Source organism: Duganella sp. Dugasp78, from assembly GCF_059491455.1.
In genome coordinates this window covers 529,706-545,959 of record NZ_CP168506.1, presented here as the reverse complement: position 1 = coordinate 545,959, position 16,254 = coordinate 529,706, and the positions used below count along the sequence as shown (strand labels likewise).

General features: G+C 65.3%; 10 protein-coding genes. 9 read left to right on the top strand and 1 reads right to left on the bottom strand.

The features are described 5' to 3' along the window. Positions 1–9: 9 nt before the first annotated feature. The 4 genes from ACEN9O_RS02360 to ACEN9O_RS02345 all read left to right on the top strand — a co-directional run bounded on the left by ACEN9O_RS02360 (position 10) and on the right by ACEN9O_RS02345 (position 6,961). Entirely contained in the window at positions 10–807 is a 798-nt protein-coding gene (locus ACEN9O_RS02360) for a carbon-nitrogen hydrolase family protein (RefSeq protein ID WP_495616057.1), read from the top strand. 53 nt (positions 808–860) lie between these two features. Beyond that, the gene (tldD, locus tag ACEN9O_RS02355) at positions 861–2,321 is read left to right on the top strand and encodes a metalloprotease TldD (RefSeq protein ID WP_495616056.1); all 1,461 of its coding nucleotides are present in this window, start codon (positions 861–863) and stop codon (positions 2,319–2,321) included. A 359-nt stretch (positions 2,322–2,680) separates the two neighbouring features. Continuing rightward, the gene (gene aroG / locus ACEN9O_RS02350) at positions 2,681–3,760 is read left to right on the top strand and encodes a 3-deoxy-7-phosphoheptulonate synthase AroG (RefSeq protein ID WP_495616055.1); all 1,080 of its coding nucleotides are present in this window, start codon (positions 2,681–2,683) and stop codon (positions 3,758–3,760) included. A 282-nt stretch (positions 3,761–4,042) separates the two neighbouring features. Beyond that, positions 4,043–6,961, top strand: a complete 2,919-nt coding sequence (locus ACEN9O_RS02345; RefSeq protein ID WP_495616054.1) for a TonB-dependent receptor domain-containing protein — start codon at positions 4,043–4,045, stop codon at positions 6,959–6,961. Between the two features lie 81 nt (positions 6,962–7,042). On the opposite strand, the gene ACEN9O_RS02340 is transcribed toward ACEN9O_RS02345, so the two are convergent. Further along, a complete protein-coding gene (locus ACEN9O_RS02340; RefSeq protein ID WP_495616053.1) occupies positions 7,043–9,712 on the bottom strand; it encodes a TonB-dependent receptor in 2,670 nt (889 codons plus the stop codon). A gap of 595 nt (positions 9,713–10,307) precedes the next feature. On the opposite strand from ACEN9O_RS02340, the gene ACEN9O_RS02335 reads away from it, so the two are divergent. The 5 genes from ACEN9O_RS02335 (at position 10,308) to ACEN9O_RS02315 (ending at position 16,244) form a co-directional block, all read left to right on the top strand. Next, positions 10,308–11,246, top strand: coding sequence for an ABC transporter permease (locus ACEN9O_RS02335; RefSeq protein ID WP_495616052.1), 939 nt, complete (start codon positions 10,308–10,310; stop codon positions 11,244–11,246). After that, entirely contained in the window at positions 11,243–12,283 is a 1,041-nt protein-coding gene (locus ACEN9O_RS02330; protein ID WP_495616051.1) for an ABC transporter permease, read from the top strand. The genes ACEN9O_RS02335 and ACEN9O_RS02330 overlap by 4 nt, the downstream gene beginning before the upstream one ends. Next, positions 12,280–14,019 (top strand): ABC transporter ATP-binding protein, encoded by a 1,740-nt coding sequence (locus ACEN9O_RS02325; RefSeq protein WP_495616050.1) that lies wholly within the window; start codon positions 12,280–12,282, stop codon positions 14,017–14,019. The genes ACEN9O_RS02330 and ACEN9O_RS02325 overlap by 4 nt, the downstream gene beginning before the upstream one ends. Positions 14,020–14,044: 25 nt before the next feature. Further along, complete coding sequence (locus ACEN9O_RS02320; protein WP_495616049.1) at positions 14,045–14,998, top strand: VTT domain-containing protein; 954 nt, start codon at positions 14,045–14,047, stop codon at positions 14,996–14,998. A gap of 220 nt (positions 14,999–15,218) precedes the next feature. Next, the gene (locus ACEN9O_RS02315; protein ID WP_495616048.1) at positions 15,219–16,244 is read left to right on the top strand and encodes a glucokinase; all 1,026 of its coding nucleotides are present in this window, start codon (positions 15,219–15,221) and stop codon (positions 16,242–16,244) included. The last annotated feature ends 10 nt before the right edge of the window (positions 16,245–16,254 follow it).

Below are 16,254 nucleotides of genomic sequence, written 5' to 3'. Positions count from 1 at the left end.
GGGACAGCCATGAACACAGTCGCCGCAGTACAAATGATTTCCTCGCCGTCCGTGACGGAAAATATCGCCACCGCGCGCCGCCTGGTCAAGCAGGCCGCCGAGGCCGGCGCCACCCTGGTGCTGCTGCCGGAATACTGGGCCATCATGGGCCTGCAGGACAGCGACAAGGTCGCCGTGGCCGAGCCGCTGGGCCAGGGGCCGATCCAGGACTTCATGTCCGCGCTGGCGCGCGAGCTGGAGATCTGGCTGATCGGCGGCACCCTGCCGCTGGCGTCCGACGACGCGGACAAGGTCGTCAACACCACGCTGGTCTACAACCCGCAGGGCGAGCACGTGGGCCGCTACGACAAGATCCACCTGTTCGGCTTCACCAAGGGCACGGAGTCGTACAACGAATCGAAGACCATCGTGCCGGGCAAGCACGTCGGCGTGTTCGAGGCGCCGTTCGGCAAGGTCGGCATGTCGGTCTGCTACGACCTGCGCTTCCCCGAGCTGTACCGCGCCATGGGGCCGGTGTCGCTGATCGTGGTGCCGGCCGCGTTCACCTACACCACCGGCCACGCGCACTGGGAAATCCTGCTGCGCGCGCGCGCCATCGAGAACCAGTGCTACGTGCTGGCGGCGGCGCAGGGCGGCACCCATCCGAACGGCCGCCGCACCTGGGGCCACAGCATGCTGATCGACCCGTGGGGCACGGTCAAGGCGGTGCTGGCCGAGGGCGAGGGCGTGGTCCACGGCGACATCGATCTGATGTTCATGGACAGCGTGCGCGAGAGCCTGCCGGCGCTGAAACACAGGACGATGTAAACGGCGGATGTGAACTCCGCTACAATTGCACCACACCATTAGAAGACACCATCATGAAGCCATTTGAACCGAACCTGTCCACCCTTGCCGTAGCGCGCGACATCCTGCTGACGCCGTTCGGGCTGGACGAAGCCAAGCTGCTCAAGACACTGGGCTCGATGTTCACCCACAAGGTCGACTACGCCGACCTGTACTTCCAGTTCACCAAGAATGAGGGCTGGAGCCTGGAAGAGGGCATCGTCAAGACCGGCAGTTTCTCGATCGACCAGGGCGTCGGCGTGCGCGCCGTGTCGGGCGACAAGACCGCCTTCGCCTACTCGGACGACATTTCGGAAGCGGCCCTGATGGACGCGGCCGCGGCCACGCGCACCATCGCCCGCGCCGGCGCCGGCAAGATCAAGGTGGCCGGCGCCATGACGCCGACCGGCGGCCGCTCGCTGTACCTGCCCAACGATCCGCTGGCCTCGCTGGACGCGACCGCCAAGGTCAAGCTGCTGGAGCGCGTGGAAAAGATGGCGCGCGCCAGGGACCCGCGCGTGGTGCAGGTGATGGCCAGCCTGGCCGGCGAATACGACGTGGTGCTGGTGGTGCGCAGCGATGGCGTGCTGGCGGCCGACATCCGTCCGCTGGTGCGCGTCTCGCTGACGGTGATCGTCGAGCAGAACGGCCGCCGCGAGATGGGCTCGTCCGGCGGCGGCGGCCGCTACGACTACGGCTACTTCAGCGACGCCCTGCTGGAACAATACGCGGCCGACGCCGTCGACTCGGCGGTGGTCAACCTGGACGCGCGTCCGGCGCCGGCCGGCCCGATGACGGTCGTGCTGGGACCGGGCTGGCCCGGCATCCTGCTGCACGAGGCGATCGGCCACGGCCTGGAGGGCGACTTCAACCGCAAGGGCTCGTCGACCTTCGCCGGCATGATCGGCGAGCGCGTCGCCGCCAAGGGCGTGACGGTGGTGGACGACGGCACGCTGGCCGACCGCCGCGGCTCGCTCAACATCGACGACGAAGGCAACCCGACCCAGTGCACCACGCTGATCGAGGACGGCATCCTGAAAGGCTACATCCAGGACACCATGAACGCGCGCCTGATGAAGATGCCGGTGACCGGCAACGCCCGCCGCGAATCGTTCGCCCACCTGCCGATGCCGCGCATGACCAACACCTACATGCTGGGCGGCGACAAGGACCCGGCGGAAATCCTGGCCTCGGTCAAGAACGGCCTGTACGCGGTCAACTTCGGCGGCGGCCAGGTCGACATCACCAACGGCAAGTTCGTGTTCTCGGCCAGCGAGGCCTACATGATCGAGGACGGCAAGGTGACCTACCCGGTCAAGGGCGCCACCCTGATCGGCAACGGCCCGGAAGTGCTGAACCGCGTCTCCATGATCGGCAACGACATGCGCCTCGATCCGGGCGTGGGCGTGTGCGGCAAGGAAGGCCAGAGCGTGCCGGTGGGCGTCGGCCAGCCGACCCTGCGCATCGACGGCGTGACCGTCGGCGGCACCGCCTAAAACCCCGGGGGTCAAGTCTGACATTCGGACACGAACTCTGCCGTAACGGTGTGTTACGGCAGAGTTCGTGTCCGAATGTCAGACTTGACCCCCTTATAAGCTTATAGCCATAAACTACTTGCCAATCCGCGAACAATAGCGTTATAGTCGTTTAAACACTCACGGAAACCCGTACATGACCCGCTTCTTCTTTACCGGCCATTTTTACTTTAGCAATTCCAACCCAAAGGCGGTGGAGTAGCGGCCGGTGCACGTAGAAGCAAAGACGAGTTCCAGCAAATTCCTAAAAACCGCCTCCCGAGGCGGTTTTTTTTTACCCGTACTTTTTACTTTTTTGTTTTGATCAACTGGAGAACAGCATGCCCCGTACCGATGATTTGCGCATCCGCGAAATGAAGGAATTGACGCCGCCGTCCCACCTGATTCGCGAGTTTGCGTGCACGGAACAGGCCGAGCAAACCGCGGCCGACGCCCGCATCGCGCTGCACCGCATCCTGCACGGCCAGGACGACCGCCTGATGGTGGTGATCGGCCCGTGCTCGATCCACGATCCGAAGGCGGCGATGGAATACGCGCGCCGCCTGGTGGCGCTGCGCCGCGAACTGGCGGGCGACCTCGAGATCGTCATGCGGGTCTACTTCGAAAAGCCGCGCACCACGGTCGGCTGGAAGGGCATGATCAACGACCCGTACATGGACAGCAGCTTCCGCATCAACGACGGCCTGCGCATGGCGCGCGAGCTGCTGCGCGACATCAACGAGCTGGGCCTGCCGGCCGGCACCGAGTACCTGGACGTGATCAGCCCGCAATACATCGCCGACCTGATCAGCTGGGGCGCGATCGGCGCCCGCACCACCGAATCGCAGGTGCACCGCGAGCTGGCCTCCGGCCTGTCGTGCCCGGTCGGCTTCAAGAACGGCACCGACGGCAACGTCAAGATCGCGGTCGAGGCGATCAAGGCGGCCTCGCAGCCGCACCATTTCCTGTCGGTGACCAAGGGCGGCCACTCGGCCATCGTGTCCACCAACGGCAACGAGGACTGCCACATCATCCTGCGCGGCGGCAAGACGCCGAACTACGACGCCGCCAGCGTCGACGAGGCCTGCAAGGCGATCGCGGCCCAAGGCCTGGCCGCGCGCCTGATGATCGACGCCTCGCACGCCAATAGCTCGAAGAAGCCGGAGAACCAGGTGCCGGTGTGCGCCGACATCGGCCGCCAGGTGGCGGGCGGCGACAACCGCATCGTCGGCGTGATGATCGAATCGCATCTGGTGGCGGGCCGCCAGGATCTGGTGCCGGGCAAGGAGCTGACCTACGGCCAGTCCGTCACCGACGGCTGCATCGACTGGGACAGCAGCGTGCAGGTGCTGCACGAGCTGGCCGCTGCCGTGCGCCAGCGCCGCCTGGCCACGCAGGCGGCCGAGGCCGCCTCGAAGTAAAAACGATGTAAGAAATCCTGCGCGCAACACAAAGGGCCCCAATGGCGATATGGGGCCCTTTGTTTTTGGACCTGGCGACCAACACTGTTGTAAGAACACCGAACACGCGGCGCGCCCGATTGACGCGCAAATTCCGGCCATGTTTTGATATCAATTGTCGGCCCCGTCGTTGACTTCCTTCCCCCGTTAAATCACCCAGCTGTTTTTTTGTGCGCGTCCCGTTGCCATCCCGGCCGCAGGCGTTGGACAGGTATGTCCGAAAATAATCGAGGGAGGTAAGTCATGATTCAGGAAACTATGTTGTCGCGCTCGTTGCGGACGATGTGCTCCGGCGGCGCCCTGGCCGGCGTGGGGCTGCTGGCCTTGCCGGCGATGGCGCAGCAGCAGGCCGACGCCCCAACTGCGTCGCCGATGCAGCGGGTCGAGATCACCGGCTCGGCCATCAAGCGCATCGCGCAGGAGGGCTCGCTGCCGGTGCAGGTGCTGACCCGTGCCGACATCCAGCAGAGCGGCGCCGCCTCCGCGACCGACCTGATCCAGATGCTGCCGTCGATGCAGGGCTTCGTGCCGGCGTCCAGTTCGGTCAACGGCGGCGGCGCCGGCGTCACCACGGCGGCGCTGCACTCGCTGCCGTCGAAGTACACGCTGGTGCTGCTGGACGGCCAGCGCATGGCGCCCAGCCTGCTCGGCACCGGGCAGGGCGGTGGCTACGCGGTCAACATCGAGAGCATCCCGCTGGAGGCGGTGGAACGGGTCGAGATCCTCGGCGACGGCGCGTCCGCGCTGTACGGTTCGGACGCGATTGCCGGCGTGGTCAATTTCATCTTGAAAAAGAACCTGTCCAAGGGCGAGGCTTACGGCACCTACGGCCAGCCGCGCAAGTCGGGCGGCCGCTGGGCCAGCGCCGGCCTGACCAAGGGCTGGGGCAACCTCGACACCGACAGGTTCAACGTCCTGTTCTCGTACAGCCACGACGAGCAGCAGCGCCTGACCGCCCTGCAGCGCAGCTTCTCGGCGCCGGGCGCGTTCTTCAGGTTCAGCAGCGGCGGCCAGCAGTACTACTTCGACCAGCGCACCGGCAACACCGAGCCGGCCAACATCACCTTCAACGCGCGCCCGCGCGGCTCGGCCGCCACGGTCGAGACCAGCGGCGTGGCGATCAATCCCTACCTGGCCGCCAACGGCAATTGCGGCAGCGCGCTGGCCGGCCCGCTGGGCACGCAGTGCCGCTTCAACTATGCCGCCACCGTCGAGGACGTGCCCGGTTCGCGGCGCGACAGCGGCCTGCTCAAGGGCAGCTGGCAGATCAACGACGACACCAAGCTGTGGAGCGAACTGGTGCTGTCGAGCTATTCGATGACCGCGCAGTACGCGCCGTCCGCGCAACCGATGGGCGTCAACGCCGTCGACCGCTTCCCGCAGCTGTACGCGCGCTACGTCCAGCCCTACCTGGACGCCCACAACCTGGAGAACCCGACCGCCGACGCCACGCTGGGCTACCGCTCGGTGCTGATCGGCGGTCGCACCGACGAGTACGTCACCGATGCGCACCACTTCGCCATCGGCATCGACGGCAGCGCCTACGCCTGGGCCTACAACGCCAGCCTGATCCTGTCCGAGAACAAGATCAAGGACAGGGCGGCCGGCGGCTACTCGGACTTCGACCAGCTCAACGCGCTGGTGGCCTCCGGCGCCTACGACCCGGTGATGGGCACCGGCGCCGACCGGCTGCGCGGCGCACTGGTCAACGGCACCACCTTCTCGACCAACACCTCCAAGCTGAACACGCTGCACGCGGGCGCGCAGCACGACCTGTTCAGTCTGCCGGGGGGCAGCTCCATCGTCTCGCTGGGCGGCGACTATTCGAAAACCCATTACCAGATCGCCTACCATCCGACCATCCTGGCCAACTCCGGCTACGCCAGCCAGCCGGCCTCGGCCGACTACCCGGTGGGCGGCAACTACGGCCAGGTGCCGTTCGACGCCCGCCGCGACAACTGGGGCGTGTTCGGCGAGCTGCTGCTGCCGCTGCACAAGACCTTCGAGGCCACCCTCTCCGGCCGCTACGACAGCTACGACAAGACCCACAGCGATGTCATCTTCGCCCAGCTGGCCGACGCCAGCGGCCTGCGTCCGCGGCTGCCATCGGGCGAGGTCGGCAACTCGTTCAGTGCCGGCACCTACAAGGTCAGCGCGCGCTGGACCCCGGTCGAGACGCTGCTGCTGCGCGCCGCCTACGGCACTGGCTTCAAGACGCCCAACATCAGCGACATCGCCGGCGCGCCGACCTTCAACGGCAGCACCGCCGGCAGCTACGCCTGTCCCTTCCCGGGATCGACGGGCTGCCTGGTGGGGCAGGCGCAGTACGACCTGCTGATCGGCCCCAACGGCGCCAGCGGCAGCGCCGGGCTGCAACCGGAAAAGTCCCGGCAGTGGACACTGGGTGGCCGCGTCGAGGCCTTGCGCGGCCTGTCGCTGGGGCTGGACTTGTGGAATGTGCGGATCCGCAACCAGGTGCTGTCGGCCGGTGTGCCGGAGCAGGTGGGCTTCGCCAATCCGCAGCAGTACCTGCGCCTGTTCGTCAACCCCTATCCCGATCCGGCCGGCTACACCACCATCGGCTACCTGCAGGCGCCGATCAACGGCGGCGAGGCCAACTACCGCGGCGTCGACTGGGACTTCAGCTACCGCAACAGGTCGCCGGTCGGCGACTGGAAGGCGGCCTGGACCGGCACCTATATGATCAAGCAGAACTACACCACCATTGCCGGCGGCGACATCAACTCCGACCTCGGCCGCTTCGGCCCGGACAACGCGGTGGTGTTCCGCGTGCAGAGCCACCTGACGCTGAGCCTGACCAACGGCAAGCTGACCAACACGCTGGCGGCGCACTACAAGTCGGGCTACCACGACCAGGCCTACCCCTTGGACACGGCGATCTTCGCCGTCAACCCGGACGGCGGCGTGGGCGATTCGCTGGCCTTCGGCGGCTTGTGGACGCCGTCGTACACCACCGTCGACTGGCAGGGGAAATATGAGTTCGGCCGCTTCACGCTGACCGCCGGCATCAAGAACCTGTGCGACCGCAAGCCGCCGCTGACCTTGCAGAACGCCGGCGGCGGCAACCAGCTCGGCTACGACGGCCGCTACACCGACCCGGCCGGTCGCGCGTTCTACCTGAGCGGCAATTACAAGTTCTGAGCGCGCAAAGAAAAGTGGCGATGCGCCGGCCGGGACCGGGGCATCGCCACTGGGGCTGGTGTAAGGCTAGCTCAGCCTAGCTTAGAAGGTGTAGCTGGCGCGGGCGTACAGTGCGCGGCCGACCGGATCCGTGTAGCGTGGATCGTAACCCTTCTGGAACAGCGTACCCTGGTTCGAGAACGGCGGTTCCTTGTCCAGCAGGTTCTTCACGCCGGCGGTCAGGCTCACACCCTTGAAGCCGGTGTAGGTGCCCGACAGGTTCCACAGCTGGTACGACGGCACCTTGTTCAGGAACTGCGTCGCGATGTCCAGGTTCTGGTCGATGTAGCCGGACTTGTACGACTGCGCCAGCGTCGCGCTCCAGGTGCCCAAACGCCAGTTCAGCGCGGCGTTGTGCTTCCAGCGGAACACCGGATTGTTGGCAGCGTAGCGGCCGACGTTCTGGGTGAACGGACCGTCGCGCTCGTCCTGGTATTCATACTTGTGGACATAGGTGCCGTCCACGGTCAGCGTGAAGTTGCCATAGCCGGTGGTGCCGGAGCGCAGCGTCAGGCTCATGTCGACGCCGTCGGTGTTGACCTTGCCCAGGTTTTCCTTCAAGTCCAGGATCGCGTACGGCGAGCCGTCCGGGTTGCGCAGGAAGCGCGCCTGGTACTTGGCGTAGTCGCCGTAGATGGCTTCTTCCGGCAGCGCGTTGATCTTGTCCTTGAGGCGGATGTTCCAGTAGTCCAGGGCCAGCGTCGCCTGCTGAACCGGCTCGATCACGATGCCCATCGAGAAGGTCTTGGATTTTTCCGGGCTCAGGCTGGCATTGCCGCCCTGCAGCTTGAACTGTTGCAGGTCGCAGTCGCGCAGCGGGTTGGCGATCGGGTTGGTCGACAGCACGCCGCCTGGGCACAGGATAGGATCGTTGTACGAGTTGTTGGTGTCGTTCTTCGAACGCGGCGCGTTTTTCTCGAACAGCGTCGGTGCGCGGAAGCCGGTCGAGGCCGAACCGCGCAGCAGCACTTGCTTGGTCGGCTGGTAGCGCACGCCCAGTTTCGGGTTGGTGGTGCTGCCGACGTCGCTGTAGTTGTCGTAGCGGGCCGCGAACTGCACTTCCAGGTCCTTGATCAGCGGCATGTTCAACTCGCCGAAGATGGCCTTGATGGTGCGCTCGCCCGAGGTCGACTGCGAACCCGACAGACCCGAGCTGGCGGCCTGGCCGGCGATGTCGCGGTTGACGAAGAAGTCCGCCTCTTCGCGGCGCAGCTCGGCGCCCACGGCCACCGCCATCTTGCCGCCGCCCATCTCCATCAGCTCGCGGCTGGCCTTGGCGTCGATGCCGGTGTTGCGGGTTTTGCCGCTCTGGACCTGGCCGCGCAGCGCGGTGCTGTCGAGGTAGGTCTTGCCGGCCGCGTCCTGCAGGCCGAACGGGTTCAGCGTGCCGTTGAAGACGCCTGCTGCGAAACTGTCGTCGCGCACATAGCCGCCGGTGAAGTATTCGGCCGAGCGGCTCTCGGACAGCGTGAAGCCGGCCTTGTAGTCCCAGTCCTTGTACAGGCCTTCGGCGGCGATGCTCAGACGGTCGGCTGCGCCCTTGGAATTGATGGTGCGCTGACCGGCTTCGGTCGGACGCCAGTTAACCGACAGCGGGTCGCCCGACAGGCCAGGCATGGCCGGCACGCCGCCCGAATTGCCCGGATAGTATTTGCTCGACTTCGGCAGGATCAGGCCGGTCTGCGGCGGCGGCGCGGTGTGCGAGATCACATCGTTTTCCGCGTGCAGGTACTCGATCGAGGCCTGGTGGTCGTTGTTGATCTTGAAGGTGGCCTTGCCGAAGAAGGCGGTCTGCTTTTGCTCCGGCAGATCGTCGATCAGGCGGGTGTAGTCCTCGCGGCAGGTGCCGTTGCTGGCGCGCGGCACCGACAGCGGCGCGTCGCAGCCCTTGGCGAAGCCGGGGTTGCCGGTGGCGCCCGAGGTCGGATCGAAGTAGTTACCCGGATAGGTGGTGCCGGAGGTCAGGTTCAGGCCGCGCGACGGAATGATGCCGGTCTTGGAGAAATCGCGCTGCTGCGAAGTCAGGATGTCGAGCTTGTGGTAGTCGAACACGCCGAACACGTTGAAGCCGTCGGCGTCCAGGTCGCCGTAGCCGGTCGACAGGTTGATGCGGCGCTCGTCGGCGCCGGGCTTGCGTGGCGCCACGCCTTCGGCCGTGATGGTGGTGGTCTTGACCGAGCGCTTGGTGATGAAGTTGATCACGCCGCCGATGGCGTCGGTACCGTAGATCGCCGAGGCGCCGTCGCGCAGCACTTCGACGCGCTCCAGGGCCGACACCGGAATGATGTTCAGGTCGACGCTGGCGCCGTCATACGGGTGGTTGGCGATGCGGCGGCCGTTCAGCAGCACCAGGGTTTTGTCGCCGCCCAGGCCGCGCAAGTCGGCGCTGGCCTGGCCGCCGGTCGGCAGGCCGCTGCTGTTGCCGCCGACCACGTTGCCGGAGCTGAAGCTCGAGCTGTTCGACGGAATGCGGTCCAGCACTTCCTGGGCCGTGGTCAAGCCTTGCTTGACGAAGTCGTCGGATTTGAACACGGTCAAGGGGTTGGCCGTTTCCGAGACCAGGCGCTTGATCGACGAACCCGTCACTTCAACGCGCTGCACGGGCTGGTCGGTGCTTTGGGCTTGCGCCAGCGGAGCGATCAGGCCCAGGCCCAGCAAACCGCCGGTGCACACCAGACGCACGGATCGCGCCAATACTGTTTCAACCATCATTATTTCTCTCTCCCATTTGAAATCAATGCATCAAGTAACTACGTTTTGAGGTCTTGTGCAGAGAACCAGATGTTCTTTGCCTCTTCATCAGAGCATCTGCCTGTCTTTACTGTCAACGAGCAAACGTTTATCAATGAATAAAGTTGTCGTGTCCGGGGGGCGAGGGGTGTCGCGCTAAAATTGGGCAGGAAAACGCTCTAATTCGGTGCGAAACGCTTCTCAGTACATAAAACATTGTTTGAATGCTAAAAAGAAGGGAAAGTATGGTGTGGGCGTATCGGGTATGCAACACGCTGGTGCGCGGAAGGCGACGATAAGTACCGGGCGGCTGAATACACGACGTTACATTAATGCGACAGTCGGGGCGGGCGGCAATGCAAAAAGCCCCGTCTGAGACAAAAGACCAGGCTGCAAGGCAAGGGCAGGCCCGCCGGGATCCGCGCTGGATGGCGCGGCTGCTGGAAGTGCAGGCGGCGATGTCGGCCTAGTCGCGCCACCGCGGCATGCTGGCGCAATCGACCGTACTGGGGTATAAGAAGCATCCCATCCTGCATCAGGAATGGAAGTACATCGATATCGACCGCAAGGACCAGCAATGATTGCCTATATTGTGCGCCGCCTGTGGCAGATGCTGCCGACCATGCTGGGCGTGGTGCTGCTGGTGTTCGTGCTGTTCAACTGGGTGGGCGGCGATCCGGCCTTCATCCTGGCCGGCAAGATGGCCGACGCCGGGAGCATCGCCAACATCCGCCACCAGCTGGGCGTGGACCAGCCGTCCTACGTGCAGCTGTGGATCTTCATCAGGCAGATCGCCACCTTCGATTTCGGCTTGAGCTGGGCGACCGGCGAGCCGGTGTCCCACATCATCGCCACGCGGCTGGGGCCGTCATTGACGGTGCTGCTGCCGCTGACGCTGCTGGAGACCTTGCTGGGCATCGCGCTGGCGCTGACGGTGGCTTTCGTGCGCGGCTCGCTGACCGACCGCGTGGTGATGATCGCCTGCACCGTAGGCATGTCGATCAGCATCCTGGTCTACATCATCGTGTTCCAGTACGGGCTGGCTTACAAGCTGGGGCTGTTCCCGGTGCAGGGCTGGGGCGAGCGCTTCTGGGAGAACCTGCTGCGCTACGCCACCTTGCCCATCCTGATCGGGCTGGCCGTCTCGATCGCGCCGACCTTGCGCCTGTACCGCAGCTTCGTGCTGGACGAGGTGGGCCAGGACTACGTGCGCACCGCGCGCGCCAAGGGCCTGGGCGAGCGCCGCGTGATGTGGGTGCACGTGCTGCGCAACGCCGCCATCCCCATCATCACGCATGTGATGTCCAACCTGCCGGCGTTGCTGATCGGCGCCTTCCTGCTGGAGCGCTTCTTCGGCATTCCCGGCATCGGGCGCGAGGTGATCCTGGCGGTCGAGCGCAGCGACTTCCCGGTGATCAAGGCGATCACCGTCTACGTGGCGGCGGCCACCATGCTGTTCAACCTGCTGACGGACCTGATGTACCAGGCGGTCGATCCGCGGGTGCAGCTGGCATGACGGCCGTCGTGCATCACGTCTCGCCCGGGTTGTGGCGCCTGGCCTGGCGGCGTCTGCGCGCGGACCGCGTGGCCATGGTGTCGCTGGCCGTGGTGGCGGCCTTCCTGTTGATGCTGGTGCTGTCCGCCAGCGGGCTGATCGTGGCGGACTGGGAGGATGAGGTCGGCGTGAACTATGCGCCGCCTTCTTTTGTCGACGCCGCGCAGTCCGCGAGCGGCGCGCCGGCCGCGCCGCCGCAGGCCTTGCCGGACAATCCCTTCGATCCGCTGGCCGACGATATCCGCGCCTTGCGCGCGCAACTGCGCGGCGCGTGGGCCGGTAATGCGGCAGCGGCCCATGCTGGCGCTGGCCGTCTGGCGGCGCTGCCGTTCGGCGGCGACAAATGGGGCCACGACATCATCAAGAAAACCATCAAGGGCGGCGAGACCTCGATCGTGGTCGGCCTGGTGGCGGCCTTGCTGGCGGTCAGCCTGGGCACGCTGTTCGGCGCCTTGTCCGGTTACTTCGGCGGCGTGGTGGACGACTTGTTCAACTGGTTCTACAGCATTTTCACCGCCATCCCCTCGGTGCTGATGATACTGGCCGTGGCCGCCGTGCTGCAGCAGAAGGGCGTGCTGACCATCGTGCTGATCCTCGGCCTGACCGGCTGGACCGGCCCCTATCGTTTGATACGCGCCGAGTACATCAAGCACAAGGCGCGCGAGTACGTGCTGGCCGCCGACGCCATCGGCGCCTCGCACTGGCGCAAGATGTTCACGCACATCTTCCCCAACGTCAGCCACGTGGCGCTGGTGCAGATGTCGATCCTGGTGGTGGGCTTCATCAAGGCCGAGGTCATCCTCAGCTTCCTCGGCTTCGGCGTGCCGGTCGGCGTGGTCTCGTGGGGCAGCATGCTCAACGAGGCGCAGAACGAATTGATACTCGGCCGCTGGTGGCAGCTGACCGCCGCCGCCATCGCCATGGCATTGCTGGTGACGGCCTTCTCGCTGTTCACCGACGCGCTGCGCGACGCCCTCGACCCCAAGGTGAAACGATGAGCGCTCAATATCCCGATAACAAGCTGTTGGAGATCGCCGACCTGCGCATCGCCTTCCGCGCCGACCGCCACACCACGGTGGAGGCGGTCAAGGGCGTGTCGTTCCAGGTGCCGCGCAACGCCACCGTTGCGCTGGTGGGCGAATCGGGCAGCGGCAAGTCGGTCAGCTCGCTCGCCGTGATGGGCCTGCTGCCGCCGGACACCACCGTCATCGATCCGGCCAGCCGCATCCGCTTTGACGGCCGCGACCTGCTGGCCATGTCCGCCGGCGAGCGCCGCGCCCTGTGCGGCAAGGACATCGCGATGATCTTCCAGGAGCCGATGTCGTCGCTGAACCCGGTCTTCACGGCCGGCGCGCAGATCGGCGAAGTGCTGCGCCTGCACATGGGCATGAGCGCGGCCCAGGCGCGCCGCCGCACGCTGGAGCTGCTGGACGAAGTCGGCATCCCCGACCCGGCTGTCAAGATCGACGCCTATCCCAGCCAGCTATCCGGCGGCCAGCAGCAGCGCGTGATGATCGCCATGGCCATCGCCTGCGAACCGAAGCTGCTGATCGCCGACGAGCCGACCACGGCGCTGGATGTCACGATCCAGAAGCAGATCATGGAACTGATCGCGCGCCTGCAAAAGCGCCACGCGATGGCGGTGCTGTTCATCACCCACGACCTGGGGCTGGTGGCCGAGATCGCCGACCATGTCATCGTCATGCGCCACGGCGAAGTGCGCGAAGCCGGACCGGCGCAGCAGGTGTTCAGCCAGCCGCGCGACGGCTATACCAAGGCGCTGCTGCACTGCCGGCCGTCGCTGGACGCGCGGCCGTGGCGCCTGCCGGTGATCGCCGACTACCTGGCCGGCGTCGAGCACCAGCGCTATGCCGGCGGTGACATCGCCGAAGGGCAGGGTGTGACGCCACTGCATCCGCTGGAACGGCAGCGCGGCACCCGGCCGGACGACCAGCCGCTGCTGGTGGTGGACAAGCTGAGCAAGAGCTTCCAGCTGCGCCAGGGCTGGTTCGGCAAGCGCGAGTTCCAGGCGGTGAAGGACGTGTCGTTCACGCTGGCGCGCGGCAAGACGCTGGGCATCGTGGGGGAGTCGGGCTCCGGCAAGACCACCGTCGGCCTGACCTTGCTGCGGCTGCACCAGGCCAGCGGCGGCAGCGTCCTGTTCGATGGCCGCGACCTGCTGGCGATGACGGCGCGCGAGTTCCAGGCCTACAAGCGCCGCATCCAGATCATCTTCCAGAACCCGTACGCCTCGCTGAACCCGCGCTTCACGGTGGGGCAGATCCTGCTGGAGCCGATGCGCATCCACCGCATCGGCGCCGACGACCGCGAGCGCACCGCCATCGCCCATGGGCTGCTGGAAAAGGTCGGATTGCCGGCCACGGCCTTCCAGCGTTATCCGCACGAGTTTTCCGGCGGCCAGCGGCAGCGCATCGCCATCGCGCGCTGCCTGACGATGAAGCCGGAGATCCTGGTGTGCGACGAATCGGTGTCCGCGCTGGACGTCTCGGTGCAGGCGCAGGTGCTCAATCTGTTGCAGGATTTACAGGACGAATTCGGACTATCCTATTTGTTCATCTCGCACGACCTGTCGGTGGTGAAATACATGGCCGACCAGGTGATGGTGATGCAGCGGGGCGCGGTGGTCGAGCTGGCGGACTCGGACGAGCTGTACCGGAACCCCGCGCACCCCTACACCCGCGCGCTGTTGGCGGCGATACCGAGGCACGGTTAAGCGTTTTTTAAGATAAGATATCCGTATGGCGAATTTAATCCTTTTATTGCAAGAGTACGGCGTGCTGATCGTGTTCGGGATCGTGCTGGTCGAGCAGATCGGCCTGCCGATTCCCGCGTTTCCGCTGTTGATCGTGGCCGGCGCCTTGTCGGTGGACGGCGACAGCAACTGGCTGGCCGTGCTGCTGGTGAGCGTGATCGCCTGCCTGATCAGCGACTATTTCTGGTTCCGCGCCGGCCGCTACTACGGCAAGCGCATCCTGCGCCTGCTGTGCAAGATTTCGCTGTCCCCCGATTACTGCGTCAGCCAGACCGAAGACAATTTCAACCGCTGGGGCCCGAAGGCACTGGTGGTGGCCAAGTTCATTCCCGGTTTTAATACGATCGCGCCGCCGCTGGCCGGCGCCATGGGCACCAGCAACGGCGCCTTCCTTGGTTTCAGCATCGCCGGCGCCATCGTCTGGAGCGGCACCGGCATCGCCATCGGCGCCGGCTTCCACACCCAGATCGACCAGGTGCTGGACATCCTGAGCACCATGGGCACCACGGCGCTGATCGTGCTGGGTGTGCTGCTGGTGCTGTTCATCGCCTTCAAATATGTCGAGCGCAAGCGTTTCCGCCAGTCGGTCGAGATCGACCGCATCACGATCGACGAGCTGAAGACATTGCTGGAGCAGGGCAAGGCGCCGGTGCTGGTCGACGCCCGCAGCGTGACGGCGCAGATGCTGGAGCCGGCCGTGCCGGGCGCGCTGCTGTTCAACGGCGGCGAACCGATTCCGGAGCTGGCCGCGCTGGACCGGAACCAGCACATCATCGTCTACTGCAGCTGCCCGAACGACGTCACCGCCGCCCATGTGGCGAAGGAACTGATCCGCCACGGCTACACCCGCGCCAAGCCGCTGCACGGCGGCCTCGACGCATGGAACGCCGCCTTCGGCACACCCCGCGAAGTGGACGAGGGCAATACGGCCTCGGTCTAAGCCTGAAACCGCCCATTTTTGGCGGTTTTTTTTAGGCCCGGATGGAAGCGCTACCACGATTGGCGGGTGCCTCAGAAATCGTAGTCATACTACCCAAATAAAATTTTGCGTTGTAATTTCATGTGGCAAAGCTGCTTAATGTGTACTAAAACTACAAACTTCGCTTGCCTCGCGGAGTGAAAATACCTTAAGCTTAGGCCTCAACTATTTTCGATCTATCATGACAGCTCAGTCCCTTCAAACGCCCCCCTTCCTGACCACTGCTTTCCCTGGTGGCCCGCGTCTGCTGGCGGACATCGGCGGTACCAACGCGCGCTTTGCGCTGGAGACCGCTCCGGGCAAGATTGAGGCGATCGAAGTATTGGCTTGCGCCGCGTATCCAACCTTGGCCGCCGCCCTGGTTGCCTATCTGGCCTCGCCGACCGTTGCCCAGGCCGGCGTCACCGGCATCCGGAATGGCGCGATTGCAATCGCCAACCCGGTCACCGGCGACATGGTGCGCATGACCAACCACCACTGGGAATTCTCGATCGAGGGCCTGCGCCGCGAAGTCAACTTCGACGCCCTGGTGGTCGTCAACGATTTCACCGCGCTGGCGAGCTCGCTGCCGCAGCTGTCGGCCACCCAGAAGCACCAGGTTGGCGGCGGCACCGGCATCGCCGGCACCCCGCTGGGCCTGATCGGCGCCGGTACCGGCCTCGGCGTTTCCGGCCTGATCCCCGGCAAGGATGGCTGGACCGCCCTGCTGAGCGAAGGCGGTCACGTCACCTTCTCGCCGGCCAACGCCATCGAAGTGGCCATCCTGCAATATGCATGGAAGGAATTCGACCACGTTTCCGCCGAACGCCTGATGTCCGGCGCCGGCATCGAACTGATCTACCGCGCGCTGGCCGACCACACCGACATGCCGGCCGAAAAGCTGAGCGCCGCCGAGATCTCGCGCCGCGCGCTGGCCGGCGAATGCACGCTGTGCGACGAAGTCATCGAGGCGTTCTGCTGCATGCTGGGCACCATCGCCGGCAACATCGCGATCACGCTGGGCGCGCAGGGCGGCATCTATATAGGCGGCGGCATCGTTCCGCGTCTGGGCGAGCGTTTCGACCGCTCCGGCTTCCGCGCCCGCTTCGAAGCCAAGGGCCGTTTCTGCAAATACCTGGCTGAAGTGCCGACCTGGGTCATCACCGCCGAATACCCCGCCTTTGTAGGTGTTTCCGCAATCTTGTCTGAAAGACTTGCTGCGGTGTAAGCCAAGTTAC

Excerpts from the sequence above, each read along its gene's own strand:
- ACEN9O_RS02315 (WP_495616048.1), top strand. The coding sequence starts at position 15,219 with ATGACAGCTCAGTCCCTTCAAACGCCCCCCTTCCTGACCACTGCTTTC.
- ACEN9O_RS02335 (WP_495616052.1), top strand. The coding sequence starts at position 10,308 with ATGATTGCCTATATTGTGCGCCGCCTGTGGCAGATGCTGCCGACCATG.
- ACEN9O_RS02325 (WP_495616050.1), top strand. The coding sequence starts at position 12,280 with ATGAGCGCTCAATATCCCGATAACAAGCTGTTGGAGATCGCCGACCTG.
- ACEN9O_RS02345 (WP_495616054.1), top strand. The coding sequence starts at position 4,043 with ATGATTCAGGAAACTATGTTGTCGCGCTCGTTGCGGACGATGTGCTCC.
- ACEN9O_RS02340 (WP_495616053.1), bottom strand. The coding sequence starts at position 9,712 with ATGATGGTTGAAACAGTATTGGCGCGATCCGTGCGTCTGGTGTGCACC.
- aroG (WP_495616055.1), top strand. The coding sequence starts at position 2,681 with ATGCCCCGTACCGATGATTTGCGCATCCGCGAAATGAAGGAATTGACG.
- ACEN9O_RS02360 (WP_495616057.1), top strand. The coding sequence starts at position 10 with ATGAACACAGTCGCCGCAGTACAAATGATTTCCTCGCCGTCCGTGACG.
- ACEN9O_RS02330 (WP_495616051.1), top strand. The coding sequence starts at position 11,243 with ATGACGGCCGTCGTGCATCACGTCTCGCCCGGGTTGTGGCGCCTGGCC.
- ACEN9O_RS02320 (WP_495616049.1), top strand. The coding sequence starts at position 14,045 with ATGGCGAATTTAATCCTTTTATTGCAAGAGTACGGCGTGCTGATCGTG.
- tldD (WP_495616056.1), top strand. The coding sequence starts at position 861 with ATGAAGCCATTTGAACCGAACCTGTCCACCCTTGCCGTAGCGCGCGAC.